Raw genomic sequence first — 20285 nt, forward strand, 5'->3', positions numbered from 1 at the left:
GCATTATTCCATTTTAGTAAGACGAAACGAACCACTCTTAGCTTGTGATCTTTCCCTTCTATGCCTTGACACTGCCTGAAAATCCATCAGCCGAATCATCGTATGTCGGGTCCTCGCTATGGTTATGTCTGCCCTGCTCCGTCTGGCTTCCCTGGTTTCCGCTCGCATACCCCTCATTCCAGTCCTCATTCACGAGATGAGCCGGAATTGATATGTTCTGAAACTGATCCAGTTCTTCCGTCTGCGAGGCAAATACGGCACTTCCCCCATGAGATTGTACAATCTCTACAGCAGACTGAGGATCTTGGCGATCTGTGGGGATATACAATTCCAGCGGGCCAGACTGATATGGCTTATATCCCAATTCCTCCAAGGTTGCTTTGGCGGCATTCAACGCTGAACCGTCTGAGAAATGCACCTGTAATTCGCTATTATCCATCATCATTATCTCTTCCTCCTTGCTACAGCTAATCTCTCATCACTCATAGATGAGATTCTTCTTCTATAGCATGGTCAGTTATAGCGCGTGATATGCTCTAACTTAGTAAGGAATTCCTTTAGACACGTGTAAGCCGAACCCATCCGGCAATAGATAATACACAAAGTCCGAAGGCCACCGCCCCTGCAGCTGTCAGAATACCCACGATCCAGCCGAGCCAGGCCAATCCCAGCGTGAATCCCATCAGAATACCAATTGGAACGAACAACATTCGAACCATCATAGAACCTGCACGATGCAGGGCCTCCGAGTCATACGTTATAAGCTGAACATAGTCCGACGTTGCAAAAACATCCCAGGAACGATAAAACATCACCGTCAACATGATGATTAATAACGCACACACGATGACATTGACCGGAAAAGGAGGTAATGCAACTGCTGCAATGGATAGTCCGCCAAGCTGCAAATACAATTTCATCGTGGCCGAGTTCCGAAAAAACGCCTTGAACGCAATCTCTGCTGTCCGATTCGCGATGGAACGATTGCGTAACAATTTACGTGGTTTGCGGAAGATTATGGACCGTGTTCGTGGAGCTTTCGGCTTGCTCACCGCCCGACTTAACATTAGAGCTGTAAGCTGCAGCCTGCTCCGCAGATCCTCTCGTACATCCCCTTCAAACGTTCCCTTCATTAACAGCCTCATCTGTCCAACGGTAATCAGAAGAAGCATGATAAGCACGATGCCAAAGATAATCTTCCACGTCTGTTCATGTATCCATGATGTCGCATGGATGGTCATATAACCTATGCCAATCACGAGAGGGACCATCCGAATCCAGCGTCGCCAACCCGTATATCGAACCTTCGTGATATGTAGTGTTATGGCTTGAAATGAAGCTACTGCGCCGAACCAGACAGCCATAAGTGCAATCTGGAGATTCGACATCTCATAGACACGGGACCACAGAGGAGCAGTTAGTGCTGTAACCAAGATCATCTTGCCCAGATGTTGCAGACAGGACCGGTAGAGCCCTTGCCTCATTAGGGTGCGCATCCACAACGACCTTGATTTCAAAAACAATACATCCGCTTCCTCCACAAATATCAGCACACCCCCGGTAAGCATGACCAAGTCAATTAGCCCGGTCAGTACGGGAAGTGGTAATCCTGTTGCCCATGCAGGCAGCATTTTGGTCCATAAACTCATGTACCACCCAATCAGATAGAGCAGACCCGGAACAAGCAGGTATACCCACACCGTCCAATCCACGACGAGTCTGAGGTTTTTCATCTGCTCCCTGAAATGCTCTTTGCGTCTTCGCTTGTATAAACGAAGTGGTGTATAACGCCGGGAAGTTTCCATCCTCTCTCACCCTCTCTATCTAAGTCGTCAGTATATCAAAACAGTCGAACAAAGAGGCTCCCGGCAGTCCTGCCACTTCACGGATCTCATCCAATGTACCCTCGGCAGCAGATCTGCCAGAAGCAATCAGAATAAATCGGTCGCAGATTCGTTCAGCGGTATCCAGCACATGCGTAGACATGAGCACACCCGCACCACGGCGGCGTTCATCATCAAGTAATTTCAGAAAATCCTTGGTTGCACGGGGGTCCAATCCGATGAACGGCTCGTCCACGATATAGATATCCGGCGAAGACAGAAAACCGATCATCAGCATCATTTTCTGCCGCATGCCCTTCGAAAAACTGGCTGGAAGATCATTCCGAACGTGGTCCATGCCGAAGCGAACCAACAACTCCTCCGCTCTGGCGACAAAGACCTCTTCTTCCATTTCATACGCTGCTGCGGCCAGATCAAGATGTTCCCATAGGGTCATATATTCGTAAAAAACCGGTTGCTCCGGGATATAGGCATAGCGACCATCTCCCCCAATTGTCACTTCATAGTTTGCATGTTCCAGCAGACCAAGCAGTGTTTTGATCGTGGTACTTTTGCCCGCACCATTTGGACCGATAATACCTACCAGCTCCCCTCGTGCCACATTCATTCGAATATCGCGAATGGTCGATTGTCCTGGCTCGTATCCTGCCTCTGTAATATGTACGTCCAATATGGACTCCTGTGTAACTGTACCTCCATGCTCTATCTTCATATCGAACACTCCTGTTCTGATTCGGGGCTTATTAGATCAACTCATTTTATTGTATACGAGTTGTGAGCTGTTTGTTTGATCATTTTGAGCGTTTTTATTTCGGCAAAAAAAGAAGCAGGGGTTCCGGAGCCCCTGCTTCTTCATATTACAGTGAAAATCTCATATTACCGATTTGTCTCCACCACAGATGTAGTTTCACTTTCTGCATCCGCATCTACGTTCAGACCCAGATCCAGCGCACCGCGGCTTTCGCTCGCGTAGCTGCTGCTCACGTTACGCTCGCTGTCTTTCACGCTGTTGTTGCGTTCAGTTTGAGTCATTATTGCACTTTCACCTTCCGCTTTGGCGTTCAGACCCAGATCCAGCGCACCACGGCTTTCGTTCGTGAAGTTACTGCTCTTGTTACGCTCGCTGTCTTTCACGCTGTTGTTGCGTTCAGTTTGAGCCATTGTTGCACTCTCACCTTCCGCTTTGGCGTTCAGACCCAGATCCAAGCTTCCACGGCTTTCGTTCGTAAAGTTACTGCTCGTGTTACGCTCACGGTCGTTCACGCTGTTATTGCGTTCAGTTTGAGCCATTGTTGCACTCTCACCTTCCGCTTTGGCGTTCAGACCCAGATCATGCGCACCACGGCTTTCATTCATGAAATTACTGCTTGCGTTACGCTCGCTGTCTTTCACGCTGTTGTTGCGTTCGGATTGAGCCATTGTTGCACTCTCACCTTCGGCTTTCGCGTTCAGACCCAGATCCAGTGCTCCACGACTTTCGTTCGTGAAGTTACTGCTCACGTTACGCTCGCTGTCTTTCACGCTGTTGTTGCGTTCGGATTGAGCCATTGTTGCACTCTCACCTTCCGCTTTCGCGTTCAGACCCAGATCCAAGCTTCCACGACTTTCATTCATGAAGTTACTGCTCGTGTTACGCTCACGGTCGTTCACGCTGTTGTTACGTTCAGTTTGAGTCATTGTTGCGCTCTCACCTTCCGCTTTGGCGTTCAGACCCAGATCCAAGCTTCCACGACTTTCATTTGCGAAGTTACTGCTCGTGTTGCGATCACGGTCATTCACGCTGTTGTTGCGTTCAGTTTGAGTCATTGTTGCACTCTCACCTTCCGCTTTGGCGTTCAGACCCAGATCCAGCGCACCGCGGCTTTCATTCATGAAGTTACTGCTCGTGTTGCGCTCACGGTCATTCACGCTGTTATTGCGTTCAGTTTGAGCCATTGTTGCACTCTCACCTTCCGCTTTCGCGTTCAGACCCAGATCCAGCGCACCGCGGCTTTCGCTCGCAACGTTTTTGCCCACGTTACGCTCGCTGTCTTTCACGCTGTTGTTGCGTTCAGTTTGAGTCATTGTTGCACTCTCACCTTCCGCATTAAGGTTCAGACCGAGACCCAGCGCTCCACGGCTTTCGCTCGTATAGCTGCTGTTTACGTTCCGACCATCGCCGCCTCGTGAATAATCGCTCATCGTTGTACCTTCTCCCGACACATTGGCATTCAAGCCAAGGCCTAGCTTGCCAGAACTGCTACGCTCAGCAGTGTGGTCGGAAGAATGATCATTGTATCGGTTCGTGCTCTCTGAGGATAAGCCGGCATTGAGTCCAAGATCCAAATTCAATGCTCCGCTTGCACTGGATGAACCTCCATAGCTACCATTGGTACCGTAACCTGTGTCACGGTGTCCTGACAGAAGAGATCCCAGTTCCAGACGCAAACCTGCATTCAGATCCAGATTACCATTACTGTTATTGCTATAGCTATCTGCGTAAGTTGACTGCGAAGCTCCCAGCAATCCAGCCACCAACGTACCCGACAATACCGACAATTTTACCCAACGATTCACTTTTTTCATGATTATATACACTCCTTCTCAATTTTGGTTGAATTAACGCCAATGTTGTCTATGAGAAAGAGGTATATTGCGGCGGTCGTCCCGGTGGTGCCTGTGACCATTGACTGAACCCATCCAGGCGTTCCATTCGGAAAGCAAAATCATAATCCGGCGTAACCAGACCTGTTTTTGCTCCCGGAAGTGCAGCTGCTGGAGCGGTTGCTCCACCTCCAGTTACACCTGACGCACCGGAGCTTGTCCCGGCGGAAGCATTCGCTGCTCCGGGAGAAGTTGCCGCAACAGACCAACTTGTTGGTCGTTCTGTGCGAGGCTGCAATGGAGATGCTGCATTATCATCATCTTGTTTCGAATTGGCTTCCAGGTTACTCCGCACTTGTTCAGTGACAGATGGTTTAACAGTGTTCTGATCCACGAGGAATAACTCGTTATCAGGCAAATCTGCATTGACATCGGAATCCTGTGTCAGATCGGTTCCGTCAACAGGCAGTGCCTGCGGGACAACAGGTTGTTCTGGACGTACTCCTGGTTCCGGGGTGACCTCAATCACGTTGCCCGTAACCTGAACTGCGTCCTGCCCTTCCACGTCGTTCTGTGATGAAACAGGATCTGCGAGTGCACTCGTATTGGAAGTTTTAACATTCGGTGTTTTGACAACCGGCTGTTGTTCCGGAGTGACTACAGGCCGTTCCGGCTTCACACTTGGAATCTCCACCTTCTCCTGATCAGGATTGAGTTCAGCGGATACGTCTACAACAGGAACTTCTGCTTTCACAGAAGGTAGCTGGACATTCCCCTTACTCAGATCCACTTGAGATGAAGAGATATTGACCGAAGTAACCTCGGGTACATCCACCTTCACGGAAGGTAATTCAACCTTACCCTGCCGAAGGTTAGTTTTCACAGCAGACGTCTCTGCCTTGATTACCTCGGGTACCTCTGCGGTAACCCCGGGCAAGGAAGCTGTACCTTCGTTCAGATTCACCTGACTGCTTGATACATCGGCTTTGATCACCGGCGTATCCGCCTGTACAGACGGCAGTTCAACGGTTCCCTCCTTCGCATCAATACCTATCTCTGATGTTCCGGCCGATCCAAGCGGTGTATCTACTTTCAGCTCAGATACACTCAGCTTACCTGTGGATTCATTCGCTTTGATCGACGGAACTTCAACATCCAATAATGGTGTGGACACCGATACCGACGGAGTCAGGTTCAACCCGCCATCCGAATCGCGTGAGAGCAGATTCAGCGACAATCCGCTGGACGGTTTTTCAGAAGATATCTGAGCATCATCCGCATACACATGCGAAGATCCAAACCCCAGCATCAAGGTCCCGGCAAGTATTGCCAGTGGTATGCTTCCAAGACGTACTATGGATTTTGGTAACTTTACATTCAAGTTGCTTCACCCCCTTTCCGCTACTGCGTTGGTGGGACAAGGCATATGAGTTTTCCCCTAGGAATAATTAGAATACAGGGATTTCTGCCTGTTCCTCATTAAACGTGAAGGCGTTTACTCAAACGCTTTTTAATCAAAAACTTAAAATTTGAAGTAAATTCAAACCTTCATTTCAATTGTTCTAACCTGAACAGATCCGGCATGTTTTTAGTCGCCTGCAATCATGGTCTTGGCGGCAATGGAGCCATTCAGATCGGCTTTTTCCCTGTTGCGTCTCATCAAATAAATCAAACCAAGCAGGGTCAGCAAAATACCTGAACAGACAAAAGCTGGCACTACACCGAATGAGGTGACCATGAATCCACCTACCACCGGGCCCATAATATTACTGGCTGTCATAATGCTGCCTACCGTTCCAAATACCCTGCCTGTCATTGGCTCGGGTGTCTGTTCCTGCAACAGGATTTGAAAGGGTACAATCGCAAACCCAATTCCAACACCGGCCAAGGCAAAGAGGGATGCTAGCAGCAGATTGGCACCCAGCCCGGCGTGCGGCCAAATCCCAACAATAACACCGGCTCCGCCGATAACCAGACCCATGAGTATGGTACCCAGACCCATTTTCAAAACATGCCCTGCATGCTTCCACTTCCGCACACTCATCGCTGCAATTAATGTACCTACACCACTGGCCGCCACACACCATCCCAGCAGATCACTTGAAATTCCGGGAAGCTGTCTGAATAACACCACGGTCTGTGAATCGGCAAATTGCAGAAAAAGTATGGCTGAAGCAAGCAAGATCAGAGACGTTCCTACATGAGGGAGAGATGCGAGCATGCGGATGCCCTCCTGTGTATCCTTCCAAAAAGAGTCTTTAGGGCGGTTGCGAACACCCCCAGCTGTCTCTTCCTCTACTTCTGTTACGTTATGAATTGCAGATTGGATCACCCGCATTCCAGGAATCCACAATAAAATAATGCCGGAAATCAGAAAAGACGCTGAATCGAGAACAAAACACCAGGTGATGCCAAAAGCGGCTACCAACAGCCCACCAAGCGCTGGACCGATAATTTTGGACATCTGTTCAATGATTGAGCTAATGGATACAGCTTGCGCAAGCTGCTCATGAGGAACAATTTCTTTCAGTTTTCCGTTCTTCGCAGGAGAAAAAATGACATCGAACAGGGATTTGAGGACAAGCAGTAGGTAGACATGCCAGATCTGATCAGCAAAAATCAACGCACCCACGATGATGATCCGTGCACCATCAGCTACAATCATCAGCCATTTTCGGTTCAGACGATCTGCAAGCGTGCCCGCGAATGGCCCTGTCAACAGAACAGGCAGTGCTGCAGATAGTGTGACAAATGTAATCTCCCATGGCGTTGCATTCCAGCGGATACCCACGAGGGTCAGGATTGCGAGCAGATGCAGCCAATCTCCCAGATTGGAAATGGCCTGAGCTACCATCAATGTTACAAAAGATCGGTTATTCTTCAGCGGTCGATGTCCTTCAAACGTTAAATCACTTGTCATGCTTCTTCTCCCCCATTACCTTCCGAATTCATGATATGAACTCATTATAAGAGAGCAGGGCTTGACTCAACCTCCTGCCAGAGGCGGAGAAGAAGCGTCACCTCAAGGATGATTTTTCGGTATGGTGAATGATCAAATTTTAAATGCTAAAAATGCAAATCTTGTGACATATCGCATGTTTTTCGTAGAAATAGAAGTTTACAATTAAACCATGGTGACAACCTGAATCTTCAAACATAACTAACCAACTAACCAACGCATATAAGTTGAAATTATTTTTAATATGAACAGCATAACGATGGGGATAACAGTGATTGGAAGGTTGTTCTATGCTCATCGTGATAGGTTGTAACTTCATCATTTCAACTTATAAAACTAATCTGAAAAGGCGGGATCAGCATGCTGGAATTACAAGAAATCGGAACCGAACGTTCACTTCATCTGTACCGCACCTTGGCCCAGACATTCAAGAGCGTGAATGAACACGCTGTATCCGGAAGCAAAGTGCATGGCTTCAACCCCACCGCATACGGGGTGCTCGAAGTGTTATATATGAAAGGAGCTCAGCCGATTCAACAGGTTGGTGCACAGCTTCTGCTGCAAAGCGGGAATGTGACCTATGTGATTGATAAGCTGGAGCAAAAAGGATTGTTGCACCGCAAACATTGTCCGCAAGACAGACGGATCATTTTTGTGGAACTAACGGAAGAAGGCCAGCGCACCATGGATGACATCTATCCAGGCTATGCGATGAAGATCGATCGTGCTGTCAGTGGACTGAGTGAGGAAGACAAGGAATTGCTGTCCGAACTTTTGGGAAGGCTTGCACATTCTGCAGACCGTTTATCAGCGAACAGCTAGAGCTTATCTTCAGAACAGCCGAAAGCTGGAGCGTAACTGAATGTTCTGGAGCAGATATGGAGCGGGAGTCCTAACGAACCTGTGACGTCATATTCAGGGGTTTGAAGCGCTCGCAGCATTTTAAGGAATCTGACACACGATATCTTTGAATAAACAGCCGTATACAATGTGTTTTTCAGGTGATTTCGGGACATAACGTGTCTCATGTTTCTTACAATTTAAAAAGAGCAGCAGAAGGTCAAATAAGACGTCCTCCGTTCCTTAGAAATTCGTCATTCGTCTGGACGATTCACCAGGATGAGCATGTACTTTAAAATGCTTTTGACTCGGACATCCTCCAGCGTATCCCTCTACTGAGTGAAGGTACACTCTAGTCCAATGCATGTGTGCCAATCAACAAAAAAACCGGATTTGCCTGACAACGGCGAATCCGGTTTTTCGTATACATCCACTTTTTACTTCGAGCCTTGAGGTTGCGGTGGAGCATCTGCATCTTCGGGTACAATTAAACGTTTGCGTAGAGCAAGCGTCGTTACCCAGGAGACCAGTGCAATGACAAACATAATGACAAATAAAGAATGCAAGCTTCCTTCCAGCACACTCCGCAGTAGCGCCCACTTATCATCCGATAGCGCCGCATCCGTATGTGGTGCTAGCAGTTCGTTCAGATCATTCTCCGATATTCCGGCCTCAGCCAGATTCTGCTCACTCGACAACGTGGAGATCCGATAATTCAACCAAGTGCCAAAAGCTGCTGCACCAATCGTCTGTCCCAAGGTACGCATGAACGTATGCAATGCCGTAGAAGAACCACGTTCCTTATATCCTACGGAAGACTGCGAGATAATGGTAAAGATCGTAAACGCAAATCCGAAGCCGAGACCATAAATAAATGTCAAAATAAATAGCACAGCCTGCGGGGATGTCCCTCCCACCAGAAAGAGTCCACCCGATCCGACCGCAATGCCGGTTACTCCAATCAATGCGGTCAACCGTGATCCAATCTTCATCAGCAGACGACCTGCGAGCACACTACCAATGAGCCAACCTACCGACATCGGAGCGAGTAGCAACCCCGATTCAGTCGCATTGCCTCCCCGAACCCCCTGCACCCAGAGCGGCAAATAACTGGTCAGACCGATCATCAGGGTACTGGTTAACAATCCGGCGATATTCGCCACACGAATGTCCCGAATTCGGAACAGATGTAGTGGAACCATTGGGGCCTGAGCTCTTTTTTCCACCACAAAAAATAAAATAATAAACAGAGCGGCAACCACACTCAGTCCTACAATCAACGGAGAACTCCAGGCATAATACTGCCCACCCGCCGACATAACAAATAACAATGCGGTAATGCCCACCGTGAAGGTCAGCGCACCGACATAGTCAATCTTGGCTGTCCGTGGAGAGATATCTTCCTTCAGGTAACGAAATACAAACCACATCGCGAGCAGTCCAAACGGCACATTAAAACCAAAGATCCACTGCCAACCAAGATTGTCTACAAAATAACCGCCAAGCAGCGGTCCTGCCAAAGACGAAATCCCCCAAACGGAGCTGATCCAGCCCTGGATTTTGCCACGTTCTTCAATGGAGTAGATATCCCCAATAATCGTAAATGTAACTGGAACCACCGCCCCCGCACCAATCCCCTGGATAGCACGGAAAATGATCAATTGCTCCATATTCTGCGACAGACAGCACAAGAGTGAACCCAGTAAAAATAAGGCACAACCAATCAGAAATACAGGCTTTCGTCCATACAAGTCACTAATTTTGCCGAAAATGGGCGTACTCACAGCCATCGTCAGCAGGTATGCGGTGAAAATCCAGCTCAGCAGCTGTACACTCCCCAACTCACTGACAATGGTAGGCCCTGCCGGACCAATTACGGTGCCTTCAATCGCTGACAGAAATGTTGCGAGCAACAGCCCCGTCAAGATGAAACTGCGCTTCAAACCTCCAGTTGCATTCACACGAACCCTTCTCTCTTTGTTCTCTATATAATTGGTGCTTCTCCAGCTTTGTTCTGTTTCTTCGTTTACGTGTAAATAAAAAACAAATATATACTGTCTCTTTACTTACCTTTTTTACGAAGAAACTCATCATACAACATCGAATACATCACCATATCCTTGTATCCGGTGGATGTATGTTGCACCTGACGCAGCAGCCCTTCTCGCGTGAAGCCGCGGTTCGTCAGGAACTCACCGGAAGCCACATTACGCGGATCAACCAGCGCTTCAATTCGATTAAGCCCCATGGTCTCATACCCGAAGGGCAGCAATGCCGAGAAAGCCTCTGTCATATAACCGTGACGCCAATAGTCCCGTCCCAGCTCATAACCGATTTCCCCACGGAATGCGCCTTCAAGCTGCCATGTGTTAAATCCACAGCTGCCAATGAGCTTGCCTGTTTCTTTGAGTTCGATCCCCCAGCGGATCGCGTCCTCTTCCCCTGCCATTTGGTTGAGCAGTCCAATCATGTCCGCCGCTTCGCTTGTCCCAATCATGGGTGCAAGATTCATGTAACGGGTCACCTCGCGATCTGACCAGCATGCGAACATCTGGGCCGCATCCCTGCGACGCATTTTACGCAGACGAAGCCGCGCAGTCTCCATTTCGGGAATTCTTCCTTTGCATTTATACATATAAGACACTCCGATCCGATCCATCTCCGCAGACCATAAGATTCATTAGTCATCTAATCATAACCTGCGCCGAATGGCAACTGTTCAGTCACGGATACACGTCAAAAAACCGGGCCAATATCGCTCCCGGTCTTGTTGTCCGTATGGATCCATTCAAGTTTGAATGAATCACGTCATCGTGCTTGTCCGAATAAATTCTAGGCTTTGGACGTTTTCTTGTCCTTCGCCAGCAATTCGTCGCTAACCCGGCCAAGTACGGTGGTGATTTCCTTGAATTCTTCAATACCAGTCCCGGTTAGGCTCCATTGGTCCCCGTGGGCGGTCAGGAAGTTCTCCTGTGTCAGGTGTTCAAGCTCCTGCTTGATCTCCCGCTCTCCAACGCGATATCCCCGTTCTTCCAATAGGGGCAGCGCCTCGCTAACGTTCAAATCCTGATTTTGGGCGAAATATAGTAGATGAATCCGTACAAAAAGATTCTGTACCTCTGCATGCATAAGCCAAGCTCCTTCCCGGGTTGTAGCCCTCCGTGGTTGCTAAGTAATTACCCCACGCGAGAAGCTGAGAAACAGGAGGATTCTTCTGGTATTCCCTTGCCTTTCCGAAATCCTCCGCTTGACTAACCGCATCCTCTGCACTATCTTGAAAATAAGTACCATTATGCTCGGGAGGGTGATTTACCATGTTTCAAGCTGTTTCCTATGAAGGAACACGAAGTGAGCAGCACACCGCCGTCCTGGGACAGTTAAGTGCTCTGATCCGCGATGAACCTAGTGCGATTGCCAATCTGGCGAACGCTGCTGCGCTGCTCAATGTATTTATGACCGACACCAATTGGGTCGGCTTCTATCTGTATGATGGAAAAGAATTGGTCCTCGGACCATTCCAAGGACTGCCTGCCTGTATCCGAATTCCACTGGGACGTGGGGTATGCGGCACATCTGCTGCGGAAAAACGTACCCTGGTCGTTGACGATGTTCATGCCTTCCCAGGCCATATTGCCTGTGATGCAGCATCGAACAGTGAGATTGTCGTACCTATTATCAAAAACGGCGAACTGTACGGGGTGCTGGATATCGACAGCCCGCTCAAAAATCGTTTTGATGACGAAGACCGTGTCTTCCTGGAGAAAGCCGTAAGCCTGCTCACTGAGCAGTTGGAAGCAACCATAACTCTCTAGGAAATGATGAGGAGTCTCATCACACGATGATGAAGAACCCGTAATAACAAAGAGCGCAGTCCTCTTGGAGGTCTGCGCTCTTTGTTATCCAAGTTGTTTCACACCCATGTTCTTGCTCGCCCATGTTACTTTATGCATCTAGGATAAATCGTGTTCCGCTTTAATCATCATCCCGTCCCTCAGGAATTCAGCCAGCCTCGGGTGGTAACCATCATACATCTGGCGGAAATTTTTATGTTCTACGTACAGATTGGCCAGATCCCGATAGATCTCAGCAGTGGGTGTATAATAACCTTTGATCCATTCAAGATGCCTGCCGATAATCCGTTGTACTTTCGCACTACCGGGTTCCAATCCATCCTCAATGGCCTGTTGCAAGTCGAGATGAACCTGATCAATTTTCGCCTGGGAGTCCAGATAATCTTCTTTCGATTTTATCTCCTGGTCAGACTTCTGAACGCTCTCTTTCTGCACTCGTTTCACATCATTATTGACAGGGTTAGAACCCGATTCATTCAACAACTGATGACGCCCCTTATCTACAAAACCGATATACAGCTCATGTTCGTCAATTTCCTGATCTCCTTGCAAATGCGCGATCGTTTTGTCCAGTGTCTGAATCAATCCATGCAAGCGGAGTGCCTTCTCCAGAATCTCAATGCGATGCTGTTTCATGATGCGTATGACATCCTGAGGATCATCCCTTAGCATAGGGCCAATCTCAATTTCCTCCATACCCACTTCCTTACAGAAAAGGATTTGCTGGAGTCTCAGTAATTCCTGCTTTTCATAATAGATAGCTTCATCCAAATCCCCAAAGGCCGGATTCAGAAGACCTGTCTCCGCATACTGGCTCAGTTCGTTCAGACTTACGCCTGACATTCCCGATACATCAACCATGGAATATGCCATTTGAATACACCTCCTGCCTGTCCTGCAACTCCAGAGTTCAGGCTTATTATTTCATACTGCATTTTATTTGAATAATGAGAGAATTTAAGACTTTCGGCAGTGCTGTACCGCTTCATTCCGCTCGTGCTCTGGATAGGTACATCATGCTTCGGTGATATGAGCGGCGTTTAGTCATTTAAGTTACGGTATGTTAACTATGTTATACCCGCCTCATCAGATGTGAACCCGCAGTCAGTGAAGAATCCGTATGTATTTTTTAAACTTTTTCCATGATCTTCAATTAAAAAAATCCTGTGCCATTATTCTGGCACAGGAGCGTCTGGTTATATTTCCATTAGCATACGGTATATTGAGTAAAAGAATGGAAGAGGATCATCCTTTGTTAAACATGACAAACTTCAATTCCGTCATTTCTTCTACTGCATATTTTACACCTTCACGCCCAATCCCGCTTTGTTTCACCCCACCATAGGGCATGTGATCGACTCGGAACGTGGGAATATCATTAATCATAACTCCGCCTGCTTCGATCTGATCGACTGCATGGAGGGCGGTATGAATATCGTTTGTAAATACGCCTGCCTGAAGCCCGTATATCGAATCGTTAACATGTTCAATACCCTCTTCAACGGAATCCACCGGATTGATCACAACGATGGGTGCAAACACTTCCTGGCAGGATACCTTGGCATCACGTGGAACGTTAACCAGCACCGTTGGACGCAGAACGCCTTCTTCAGCTTGACCACCTGCTGCCACTTTAGCCCCGGCCTGTTTGGCTTCTTCAATCCAGTCGAGTGTACGCTGTACATCCTTGGAGGTAATCAGTGCAGAAACCACCGTATCCGGGCTCAGCGGGTCTCCGATCACCACTTGATTAGCCGCCTCAGCGAAACGCCGGATGAATTCTTCCGAGATATCACGATGTACGTAGATTCGCTGTAGTGAGATACACACCTGTCCCTGATACGTGAACGCACCGGTCACACAACGAGGAACCACTTTATCCAGATCCGCGTCCTTATCCACGATCACCGCTGCATTCGACCCAAGCTCCAATGTCACGCGTTTTAGTCCTGCTTTGCTACGAATGCTCGTACCTACCGCTGGACTGCCTGTAAACGTAATGTGGGCAACACGAGGGTGTTCAACAAGCACATCCCCAATAGTTTTGCCGTCACCACTCACCACGTTCATTGCACCATCCGGCAGTCCGGCTTCCTGAAGCAGATTAGCGATGTAATAGGATGACAGGGGTGTCTGCTCCGCTGGTTTGAGAACAATCGTATTACCTGCTGCAAGCGCTGGGCCTACCTTATGTGCTACCAGGTTCATTGGAAAATTAAACGGCGTAATCGCACCGATGACACCTAGAGGTTGCCGCATCGTATAGCCGATACGCCCTTCTCCCCCTTTGGCTGCATCCATCGGAACGGTCTCACCGGTCAGTCGCTTGGCTTCTTCAGCGGCAAAACGATACGTTTCCACTGTCCGGTCAACCTCAGCCAGTGCTGCGGTAATCGGCTTCGCTGCTTCAAGCGCAATGATTCGCGCTGCTTCTTCCTTGCGTTCTTCAAGCATGGAGGACAACTTGTACAGAATATCTGCACGCTGATGTGCAGGCATCTGGCGCATTGCCTTTCCAGCCTGAACCGCAGCAGCAACAGCAGCCTCCGCTTCCTCGGCTGAAGCCGACGAGACTTCTGCCAGCGTTTCCCCGGAGTATGGTGCTTGAAGTGCTTTATAATCTACGGATTCGGTCGGCTTGCCACCGATGAACAGATGTTGTTTTTTCATATGCTGCATCCTCCATCCAATAATGACTACAAGAATATGGCGGTATATTACCTTATCTATTTATACACTACTTTGGGGCACTCAACCCACTCACCTATTTAACCGTCAGGACAGGGCACTCTGCATGTTTTAATACGCCATGGCTGACACTGCCCACGATCATCTCTGTGAGCATGCCTTTCCCACCTGTACCTATCACGATCATTCCACAATCTCGTTCGCGCGCCACACGGCAGATCTCATTAACAGGATCACCCGCAATCAGCAGTGTCTCATATGCAACGTCTCGCCCAGATAACTGTCTGGTCACCGGTTCTATGATATGTTTCCCTTCTTCAGCAATCCGAGCTTCCAAATCAACACCCAATGCAGGTTCATTAATAGAGATAGCAGGATTAACATGCACGATCAACAGACTTACAGGTTGTTTCAGATCCTCAGCCAGAATCAATGCTTGCTCCAAAGCCTTATGCGCATGATCCGAACCATCAACAGCAACCAATATACGTTTCAGCATTGCATTTCCCCCTATGAATTAATGAGATGTAATAGCGGAATCGATATCCCGCAGATGACGACGACGTACTAACAGTACCACGACACCAATGAGAACCATTAATGCGCCAAAATAAAACGGTGTTTCTGGCAGGAACCACTCGGACAATTTACCTGCTAGCCATGGAGCAAGTGCACCACCCAGGAAGCGAACGAAGCTGTATGCAGCAGAAGCAACCGAACGCTCCACAGGTGCAGCTTCCATAACAGCCGTTGTAATCAATGTGTTGTTAATCCCAAGGAAGATCCCTGCCACAATGACCGCCACTATAACGGTAGTTGGTGACCCCATCACCGTACCCATGGCCATAACAACCAGATCGATCGCGAACAATGTAAGCATGACACTCATGGACGGCACCGAACCGAATCGGCGTTGCAGTCTTGGTGCAACAAATACCGACGTAATGGCCAGCATCAGTCCCCAACCAAAGAATACATAACCCAATCCGTGCTCATCCAGATTCATGACATAAGGTGAATAAGCCATCAAAGTAAAGAATCCAAAGTTATATAGGAAGGCGGTAATCGCCAAAGTTTTCAGTGAAGGATAGCTTAATGCTTTGAACGGATCAGACAACGAACTGCGTGTTTTTGGTTTTGCCATTTTGGGCAACATAAATGTAATGCTGATAAAGGCAATAGCCATCAGTACAGCCACGCCGTAGAACGGGCCACGCCAAGAGATGGAACCCAGTTCACCACCAAGGAGCGGCCCAACCGCAATCCCGAGACCCAGTGCTGCTTCATACAAAATAATAGCCTTGGCTGTCCCTGAAGTGGACAGTCCCACAATAGCGGATAACGCTGTTGCGATGAACAAGGCATTACCAAGTCCCCAACCGCCCCGGTATCCGACCAATGCACCTACCGTGTCTGAGGTACCCCCAAGGAAGGAAAAGATAATAATCAACAATATGCCGCTAAGCAGCGTCCATTTCACACCGATCCGGCTGGATACGACACCCGTAATCAGCATCGCTACCCCCGTTACAGCGTTATAGCTGGTAAATAGCAGCGACACTTGGCTTTTGGAAGCATGCAGCTGATCAGCAATTGCGGGCAAGATTGGGTCAACCAGACCCAGACCCATAAAGGATATGATACATGCAAAGGCGACCGCCCATACCGCTCTCGGTTGAGACAGCAAGCCTCCACGGGATGACGGCAATTCGTCCGGTAACGATGGCTCTCTTTTCATACCTAATTCCTCCTGTGAATGATTTATGTGGTGAATTTTTTTATTTGAAAATGTTGCGAAAGACAATGAAAACCCGTGTCCATTTTCAGAATTAGAGGTGACAAAACGGCACAAATGACACCGGAACATCCGGTGTTTGTACAGGATTGCCACAGTCACTATGGTGCTCACTCCATGTAGCGATTATGTGTATATACAGTTTTGTATATAACTTTGATTGGCTTCGGGTTACCCGTCTTCATCACTCTGCGGATCGTGTGCCTGTAATTTCTGAATACCGCTCCGAACGCGTTCTCGCAGCTCTTCCAATTCAGTCTGTACGGCATGTATGCTCTGAAGTTTCTGCTCAATCAGTTGCAGCTGACCATCTAGTGTTATTTCCATCGTGTTGAGCTTCTCAATACGCTCTCTCACTTCGGTCGTCTGCTGGTAGTCAAAACGTTGTTCGTTCAGTGCATCTGCTGTTGCCACATAAGTATGTAGCTCCTGAAGAGAGAATCCAAGTACCTCTTTGGCACGAACCACCTTCTTCAGAAAATTGATATCGTCACGAGTGTACAACCGCGTTCCGCCATCTGTCCGCTGAGGTGAAGGCATGACACCAATCTCTTCATAATACCGAATGGTTCGCTTGGTCAAACCGCATTCCTTGGCTACGTCGTCGATTTTATATAAACTCATTTCCCTCACCCCTCTCATATGTCCGTAATGTTATGTATATAATTATATATAATATTGACGTTAACGTCAACGTTAGATTTCATGCCTGAAGTTTTAGCGAGTTTAACAGCGTGTTCGCTTCTCCAATTACAACAAAAAAAAGACCCGCTTCACTCGCGAGTCTTCCTCTCTACACTATTCATTCAATTTTCCTTATCCGTTCTGCTCATTTTGTTGCTGTTGCGCTCGCTGCATTTGCTTCAAACGACCTTCCACTCTGGTAAACAGTCTGAACGTATAGAACCCTGTAGCAACCAGACTCAGCACCAAAGCTCGTACATCTGTAAGCCAGAAACCGATAATGCCGAATATCGTAATAATCACACCAAATTGCATCATCAGATTGGCGCTATAACTTTGCGCTTCGTCCCACAACTCGGGATTACTCATTGCGCGCGGGGTCCGATATCCATATATTCCGTTAATCATTTTCGGTGGTTTTTTGAACACCATTAACCCCAGAATGAAATAGCACACGCCAATAATGATCCCAACTACTGCTCCTGTCAAAACGTTCTCCCCTTCTCTGTTGTCTTCCATCGACCTGCTTACACTGGCACTTCGATGACAGAATAACCTTAAATATAAAAACGGCTCTACGTATATACGAAGAGCCGCCTGGATCGTTTCGTAAACTTAGATATTCTTCACACGAAGTACACGCATGGCGTTCAGGACAGCCAGTACTGTGACACCGACATCCGAGAATACCGCTTCCCACATGGTGGCAATGCCGAACACACCCAGTAGCAGGAAGATCGCCTTAACCCCCAGAGCAAACGCGATATTTTGCCACACAATCATGCGTGTACGCTTTGCAATGCGGATTGCGCTCGCAAGTTTGGACGGTTCATCGGTCATGATGACCACGTCTGCCGCTTCAATGGCAGCATCTGAACCGAGTCCACCCATCGCTACTCCCACGTCGGCTCGTGCCAGCACAGGTGTATCGTTGATACCATCACCGACAAACACCATTTTTTCCTTCGGAGATTTGGCCGCTTCCAATTGCTCCAGTCGTTCGACTTTATCCTGTGGCAACAATTCAGCATAGACCTCATCCACACCCAGCTCGCGTCCTACCGCTTCACCCACGGCTTTGGCATCTCCTGTCAGCATAACCGTTTTGCGGATGCCAAGCTTCTTCAGCGCCTGAATAGCAGCTGCTGCATCGTCCTTCACCTCATCAGCAATGATCAGATGACCAACATATGTGCCAGCTTCAGCAACATGCACTATCGTTCCGGCCGTCTCAGGTGTGGTATAGGATATACCGGCCTGCTTCATTAATTTAGCGTTGCCTGCCAGCACTTCCCTACCATCCACGCTCACCTTGATCCCGTGTCCGGCAACTTCATCATAACCTTCCACACCTTGTGTAGGAATCGCTTTGGCCCAAGCTGCGCGAATGGATTCGGCAATCGGATGATTGGAATTAGCTTCGGCAATGGCTGCCAGTTTCATTAGTTCTTCTTCCGTGCGTTCGCCTTCGGGGCGAATGGCTGTTACTTTGAATACACCTTTGGTTAGTGTACCCGTTTTATCAAAAACGACAACTTTCACATCGTTTAATGCTTCTAGATAGTTACTGCCTTTGACAAGAATCCCGTTACGTGAAGCCGCTCCGATACCACCGAAGAATCCAAGTGGAATAGATACCACCAGCGCACAAGGGCATGAGATGACCAGGAAGACCAATGCACGATAGATCCAGTCGGCAAATGTTGCACCACTGAGTATCAACGGCGGAACAAATGCAATCAGGGCTGCAAGAATCACAACAACCGGGGTGTAATAACGGGCGAATTTACTAATAAAATGCTCTGTTTTGGCCTTCCGACTGCTTGCGTTCTGCACCAGATCCAAAATTTTGGATACCGTTGATTCACCAAACGTTTTGGTTACTTCAATGGTCAACATCCCGTTTTTGTTTACAAATCCACTAAGTGCATCACTTCCGGGCTCCAGCTCACGAGGTACTGACTCACCTGTCAGGGCAGAAGTGTCCACCATAGAACGCCCAGCTTGAACGATACCATCCAGCGGTACTCGCTCTCCTGCCTTCACGACAATACGATCACCGATCCGTACGTCTTCCGGAGATACCCGCCGTGTCTCGTCACCCGAACCCGTCAGGATATTCGCGTAGTCCGGGCGAATGTCCATCAGGGACTGAATGGACTTACGTGACCGATTAACCGCCATGCCCTGAAACAGCTCTCCGAGCTGATAGAAGAGCATGACCGCTACCCCTTCCGGATACTCTCCAATGGCAAAGGCACCCAAGGTAGCGACGGACATGAGGAAGTATTCATCGAACACCTGACCGCGGATGATGTTTTTGGACGCCTGGAGCACGATATCTCCCCCGGCAATCAGATACGCGAGCGCATATAGGGTGAACTGTGCCCAGCCCTCCAGCGGCGACCAGATCGCAGCTGCGAGCAACACAGAACCGGCAGCAAGACGAGCAAGCAATATTTTGGTCTGACCTGCACCATGTTCATGTGAATGGCCTGCATGAGCATCGTGATCATGGGTATGGCTGTGATCGTGATTATGTCCAGCATGACTTCCGTGATCGTGTGCGTGGCCCTGCGGATCTCCATGATCATGAGTATGCGAGTGATCGCCATGTGTATGTGAATGTCCATGATCATGTCCGGCATGGTCATGACTGTGTTCGTGTGAACCAGTCGCACTCCCTGCATTAGTCTGTACATGTCCGTTTACTTGTTTTCCTTTTTCCGAGATACGAATATGAGGCTCCAACCGAAGCACTTTGCGCTTCGCTTCTTCCACTACTTGTTCATCCATATCGGAGGTGGTGTGTAGCGATAATGTTTTGGTAACAAAATTGACGGAGCATTCGTTAATGCCCTTAATTTTTTTAACGCCGTTCTCGATCTTTAATGCGCAGTTCGCACAGTCCAATCCATCAAGCAGCAGTTCCCTTTTCACCTGTTCCTGTCCGGTTCCCATGTGAATTCTCCCCTTTGCAGTACAAAAACAATGTTATCATCCAACTACATTCAATATATGAGCATTCATTCATATGTTTA

The 20285-nt window shown here is 48.4% G+C and carries 18 protein-coding genes; 2 read left to right on the forward strand and 16 right to left on the reverse strand.

Going from position 1 to position 20285, the window contains the following annotated elements; genetic code table 11:
- Positions 1–58: 58 nt before the first annotated feature.
- From ACX9NY_RS20450 to ACX9NY_RS20475, 6 genes are all read right to left on the reverse strand, one after another.
- Entirely contained in the window at positions 59–445 is a 387-nt protein-coding gene (locus ACX9NY_RS20450; protein ID WP_472474745.1) for a hypothetical protein, read from the reverse strand.
- Between the two features lie 112 nt (positions 446–557).
- Positions 558–1805, reverse strand: coding sequence for an ABC transporter permease (locus tag ACX9NY_RS20455; RefSeq protein WP_472474747.1), 1248 nt, complete (start codon positions 1803–1805; stop codon positions 558–560).
- Positions 1806–1824: 19 nt separating this feature from the next.
- Positions 1825–2556 (reverse strand): ABC transporter ATP-binding protein, encoded by a 732-nt coding sequence (locus tag ACX9NY_RS20460; RefSeq protein ID WP_472474749.1) that lies wholly within the window; start codon positions 2554–2556, stop codon positions 1825–1827.
- 164 nt (positions 2557–2720) lie between these two features.
- On the reverse strand, positions 2721–4409 hold the full coding sequence (locus ACX9NY_RS20465) for a hypothetical protein (RefSeq protein ID WP_472474751.1): 1689 nt from the start codon (positions 4407–4409) through the stop codon (positions 2721–2723).
- A gap of 49 nt (positions 4410–4458) precedes the next feature.
- A complete protein-coding gene (locus ACX9NY_RS20470; protein ID WP_472474753.1) occupies positions 4459–5808 on the reverse strand; it encodes a hypothetical protein in 1350 nt (449 codons plus the stop codon).
- A 207-nt stretch (positions 5809–6015) separates the two neighbouring features.
- Positions 6016–7347, reverse strand: coding sequence for an MFS transporter (locus tag ACX9NY_RS20475; RefSeq protein WP_472474755.1), 1332 nt, complete (start codon positions 7345–7347; stop codon positions 6016–6018).
- A 399-nt stretch (positions 7348–7746) separates the two neighbouring features.
- On the opposite strand from ACX9NY_RS20475, the gene ACX9NY_RS20480 reads away from it, so the two are divergent.
- Positions 7747–8208, forward strand: coding sequence for a MarR family winged helix-turn-helix transcriptional regulator (locus ACX9NY_RS20480; RefSeq protein WP_339258681.1), 462 nt, complete (start codon positions 7747–7749; stop codon positions 8206–8208).
- Positions 8209–8663: 455 nt separating this feature from the next.
- On the opposite strand, the gene ACX9NY_RS20485 is transcribed toward ACX9NY_RS20480, so the two are convergent.
- The 3 genes from ACX9NY_RS20485 to ACX9NY_RS20495 all read right to left on the reverse strand — a co-directional run bounded on the left by ACX9NY_RS20485 (position 8664) and on the right by ACX9NY_RS20495 (position 11355).
- Entirely contained in the window at positions 8664–10169 is a 1506-nt protein-coding gene (locus ACX9NY_RS20485) for an MDR family MFS transporter (RefSeq protein WP_472479362.1), read from the reverse strand.
- 119 nt (positions 10170–10288) lie between these two features.
- Complete coding sequence (locus ACX9NY_RS20490) at positions 10289–10861, reverse strand: GNAT family N-acetyltransferase (RefSeq protein WP_339239394.1); 573 nt, start codon at positions 10859–10861, stop codon at positions 10289–10291.
- Between the two features lie 197 nt (positions 10862–11058).
- Positions 11059–11355, reverse strand: coding sequence for a hypothetical protein (locus ACX9NY_RS20495; protein WP_339239393.1), 297 nt, complete (start codon positions 11353–11355; stop codon positions 11059–11061).
- Positions 11356–11540: 185 nt separating this feature from the next.
- Between ACX9NY_RS20495 and ACX9NY_RS20500 the strand changes: the two genes are divergently transcribed.
- Positions 11541–12038 carry a GAF domain-containing protein gene (locus ACX9NY_RS20500; RefSeq protein ID WP_442034752.1) on the forward strand — a complete coding sequence of 166 codons (498 nt, stop codon included), beginning with the start codon at positions 11541–11543 and terminating at the stop codon, positions 12036–12038.
- Between the two features lie 138 nt (positions 12039–12176).
- On the opposite strand, the gene ACX9NY_RS20505 is transcribed toward ACX9NY_RS20500, so the two are convergent.
- The 7 genes from ACX9NY_RS20505 to ACX9NY_RS20535 form a co-directional block, all read right to left on the reverse strand.
- The gene (locus tag ACX9NY_RS20505) at positions 12177–12950 is read right to left on the reverse strand and encodes a MerR family transcriptional regulator (protein WP_472474759.1); all 774 of its coding nucleotides are present in this window, start codon (positions 12948–12950) and stop codon (positions 12177–12179) included.
- Between the two features lie 372 nt (positions 12951–13322).
- Positions 13323–14747, reverse strand: a complete 1425-nt coding sequence (locus ACX9NY_RS20510) for an aldehyde dehydrogenase family protein (RefSeq protein ID WP_472474761.1) — start codon at positions 14745–14747, stop codon at positions 13323–13325.
- Between the two features lie 94 nt (positions 14748–14841).
- Entirely contained in the window at positions 14842–15264 is a 423-nt protein-coding gene (locus tag ACX9NY_RS20515; RefSeq protein ID WP_472474763.1) for a universal stress protein, read from the reverse strand.
- An 18-nt stretch (positions 15265–15282) separates the two neighbouring features.
- A complete protein-coding gene (locus tag ACX9NY_RS20520) occupies positions 15283–16503 on the reverse strand; it encodes an MFS transporter (RefSeq protein WP_339239386.1) in 1221 nt (406 codons plus the stop codon).
- A gap of 228 nt (positions 16504–16731) precedes the next feature.
- Positions 16732–17184, reverse strand: coding sequence for a MerR family transcriptional regulator (locus ACX9NY_RS20525; protein ID WP_472474766.1), 453 nt, complete (start codon positions 17182–17184; stop codon positions 16732–16734).
- 192 nt (positions 17185–17376) lie between these two features.
- Entirely contained in the window at positions 17377–17733 is a 357-nt protein-coding gene (locus ACX9NY_RS20530) for an SdpI family protein (protein ID WP_339239384.1), read from the reverse strand.
- A gap of 126 nt (positions 17734–17859) precedes the next feature.
- Positions 17860–20205, reverse strand: a complete 2346-nt coding sequence (locus tag ACX9NY_RS20535; RefSeq protein ID WP_472474768.1) for a heavy metal translocating P-type ATPase — start codon at positions 20203–20205, stop codon at positions 17860–17862.
- Between the last annotated feature and the right edge of the window lie 80 nt (positions 20206–20285).

The organism is Paenibacillus sp. CB74 (assembly GCF_055687625.1).

What these genes read in the sequence shown, in the direction of transcription:
- ACX9NY_RS20450 (WP_472474745.1), bottom strand. Translation starts at nt 445, where the DNA reads ATGATGATGGATAATAGCGAATTACAGGTGCATTTCTCAGACGGTTCA.
- ACX9NY_RS20455 (WP_472474747.1), bottom strand. Translation starts at nt 1,805, where the DNA reads ATGGAAACTTCCCGGCGTTATACACCACTTCGTTTATACAAGCGAAGA.
- ACX9NY_RS20460 (WP_472474749.1), bottom strand. Translation starts at nt 2,556, where the DNA reads ATGAAGATAGAGCATGGAGGTACAGTTACACAGGAGTCCATATTGGAC.
- ACX9NY_RS20465 (WP_472474751.1), bottom strand. Translation starts at nt 4,409, where the DNA reads ATGAAAAAAGTGAATCGTTGGGTAAAATTGTCGGTATTGTCGGGTACG.
- ACX9NY_RS20475 (WP_472474755.1), bottom strand. Translation starts at nt 7,347, where the DNA reads ATGACAAGTGATTTAACGTTTGAAGGACATCGACCGCTGAAGAATAAC.
- ACX9NY_RS20480 (WP_339258681.1), top strand. Translation starts at nt 7,747, where the DNA reads ATGCTGGAATTACAAGAAATCGGAACCGAACGTTCACTTCATCTGTAC.
- ACX9NY_RS20490 (WP_339239394.1), bottom strand. Translation starts at nt 10,861, where the DNA reads ATGTATAAATGCAAAGGAAGAATTCCCGAAATGGAGACTGCGCGGCTT.
- ACX9NY_RS20495 (WP_339239393.1), bottom strand. Translation starts at nt 11,355, where the DNA reads ATGCATGCAGAGGTACAGAATCTTTTTGTACGGATTCATCTACTATAT.
- ACX9NY_RS20500 (WP_442034752.1), top strand. Translation starts at nt 11,541, where the DNA reads ATGTTTCAAGCTGTTTCCTATGAAGGAACACGAAGTGAGCAGCACACC.
- ACX9NY_RS20505 (WP_472474759.1), bottom strand. Translation starts at nt 12,950, where the DNA reads ATGGCATATTCCATGGTTGATGTATCGGGAATGTCAGGCGTAAGTCTG.
- ACX9NY_RS20510 (WP_472474761.1), bottom strand. Translation starts at nt 14,747, where the DNA reads ATGAAAAAACAACATCTGTTCATCGGTGGCAAGCCGACCGAATCCGTA.
- ACX9NY_RS20515 (WP_472474763.1), bottom strand. Translation starts at nt 15,264, where the DNA reads ATGCTGAAACGTATATTGGTTGCTGTTGATGGTTCGGATCATGCGCAT.
- ACX9NY_RS20520 (WP_339239386.1), bottom strand. Translation starts at nt 16,503, where the DNA reads ATGAAAAGAGAGCCATCGTTACCGGACGAATTGCCGTCATCCCGTGGA.
- ACX9NY_RS20525 (WP_472474766.1), bottom strand. Translation starts at nt 17,184, where the DNA reads ATGAGTTTATATAAAATCGACGACGTAGCCAAGGAATGCGGTTTGACC.
- ACX9NY_RS20535 (WP_472474768.1), bottom strand. Translation starts at nt 20,205, where the DNA reads ATGGGAACCGGACAGGAACAGGTGAAAAGGGAACTGCTGCTTGATGGA.